The following is a 2512-nucleotide window of genomic DNA, read 5'->3' as shown; positions in this document are numbered from 1 at the left end:
TCGTCCCCCGCTCCTTCCTGGGGGACTCCTTTACCGACAAGGGCCAGATACAGGAAATGGAATCTGATTACAGCTTTCTGGGACAGTTCCTGCTCCCAGAGGATGCCTTTTCCTCCCTGGGCGTCAGCCGCTTCCCTACGAAGCTGCAGTTCTGGCAGCGGAAAAGCAGCGCTCCCGGATGGGCATCAAAGCCTTACCGCACAGAGGCAGACGGCATCCTGCCAAAAGACTTTGACATCCCCACGGAATCCGCCCGCATCCATCGCGAGATGCTGGCCTATGCCAGATCGGCACTGGAGGACAACCAGGCAAAAATACTGTTGGAACTTGCAAAGTCCCGTCCTGCCGAAGGGGATTTCTGCTACCAGTCCCAGAAGCTGCTCTACCAGATCAAAGCCCACCCTGCCACCAGGCCGCTGTACGCCAAATGCTGCGAATACCTCCACCGCTTCTATACCCAGCGCAAGCCCGACGGCATGGAATTCGAGGAATGGTACCGGGTACAGCTTACAGAGAAGAAGGTGCTCACCTACCTGCGCAAGGCCCTGCGGAAACAGATTCCCGCACCAAAAAAGGAGGGACTCTTCCTGGTGAAGCGGGACAGTGAATTCGCATACAAAGCTTACGGTGCCGCTGCCAAAAAGATACTGAAAGGCGGCAGCCACCTGCCCGTCCCCATCTCCCAGGCAGTGCTGGACAACAGGCCGGAAGACTTCCCGGGATATGAACGACTGCTCCGGAGGAAACGCAGGGAATACGACTGCCAGAGCCGCCCCTTTGCGGAGATGGCGGAAGATGCGGGAATCGGGGCATGGCTCTCCGGGTTCACCCTCTGGGACACCTCCCTGGTGGAAGAGATCCGCCTCAATGGGATACAGCTCCACGACATCAACCTAATCCTCCAGAAAAGGTACGCCCTCCTGCAGTGGGAACAGGGCAGCGGCAAGACCCTGGCAGGCATTGCGGCGGGACTTTACCGCATGGAGCGCCAGAACATACACAGCACCTGGGTGGTCTCCTCCGCCATCTCCATCCGCAACAACTGGAACGTGGTACTGAAAAACTACAGGCTGCCCTATCTCTTCGTCCAGAAGCCAGGAGACCTGAAACGCATCCAGCCAGGGTATTTTGTCCTGTTCACCCTGAACATGGTCAGCGCAAATAAAAAGCTGCTGCGCAAATATTTGAAACGCATCGGATGGAACATCCAGCTGATCCTGGACGAGAGCGATGAAATCTCCAACCCAAACAGTGCAAGGAGCCAGGCAGTGCTCTCCTGCTTCCGCCGCTGCCGGATGAAGCTGCTCACCACGGGCACCAGCACCCGGAACAACATCTCGGAGTTCGCCCCGCAGCTGGAGCTGCTCTACAACAACTCCGTCAACATGGTCTCCTGGAACCGCTACATCTACCGCAACAGCAGGAACAGGGACGGCGATAGCGACAGTGAGCCGGACAGGGATGTGAACCCATTCTACGGCCAGCCCATCCCCGCCTACAAGAAAGGCTACTCCCTGTTCGCCGCCTCCCACCTGCCGGAAAAGGTCACCGTCTTCGGCATGGAGAAGCGCACCCAGGACATCTACAATGCGGAAGTGCTGAACCGCCTCCTGGGCAAGACCGTCATCACCAGGACATTTGAGGAAGTGGCCTGCAAGGACATCAAGCGGATTCACCAGGTGCTGCTCCAGTTCCCCCCTGAAGAAAAGGCGGTGTACAGGCAGGCCATCAACGAGTTCTACAAGATGCGGGAGAACTATTTCGCCTCCACCAGCAACTCCAGAAAGGACGCCATGATGCGCCTGATCCAGCAGATTGTTCTGCTTCTACGGATCGGCGCGGCACCGGACACCGTGCAGGAGTATACCGGGGACACCCCCGTCAAGGTCATGACGGCAGTGGAGATGGCGGCGGAGGGGCCAGACGAGATTATCGCTATCGGCGTGCGCCACAAGGTGGTACTGGAATCCTATGCAAAAGCTTTCCGGAAGTACCTGCCGGAACGCCCCCTGTTCACCGTCACCGGGGAGGGCACCAGCTTTGCCCAAAGGCGCGCCCTGCGCCAGAAGCTGAAGGACAGCGGCAACGGGATCCTCCTCTGCACCCAACAGAGCCTCCCCTCCAGCGTCAACTTCGAGTACGTGGACAAGGTCATCATCCCGGAGCTCCACTACAACAACTCTGGCATGAGCCAGTTCTACTTCCGCTTCATCCGCTACACCTCCACCCGGCACAAGGACATCTATTTCCTCACCTATGCGGGCAGCATCGAATCCAACCTGATGCAGATGGTGTTGGCAAAGGAGAAGCTGAACCTGTTCATGAAAGGACAGGATGTAGATTTAGATGAGATTTATGAAAAGTTCGATGTGGACTTTGACCTGATCTCCCTCCTGATGAAGCAGGAGAAAGATGAGAACGGCGTGCTCCGCATCAAGTGGGGCGAACAGAAAATATCATGAAAGAGAGGCAAGACGAATGAATTTCCATGAAACAAAAATGGGCAGCATCT

General features: G+C 56.8%; 1 protein-coding gene. It reads left to right on the top strand.

Features of this window, described 5'->3' with window-relative positions:
* Positions 1-2462, top strand: a 2462-nt coding sequence (locus Q2B33_RS23795; protein WP_300914322.1) for a DEAD/DEAH box helicase, incomplete at its 5' end; no start/stop codon positions are given.
* Between the last annotated feature and the right edge of the window lie 50 nt (positions 2463-2512).

It is taken from the genome of uncultured Acetatifactor sp. (assembly GCF_948601915.1).
In the GTDB taxonomy this organism is placed as follows: domain Bacteria; phylum Bacillota; class Clostridia; order Lachnospirales; family Lachnospiraceae; genus Acetatifactor.
This window is presented reverse-complemented; position numbering and strand designations above follow the sequence as displayed.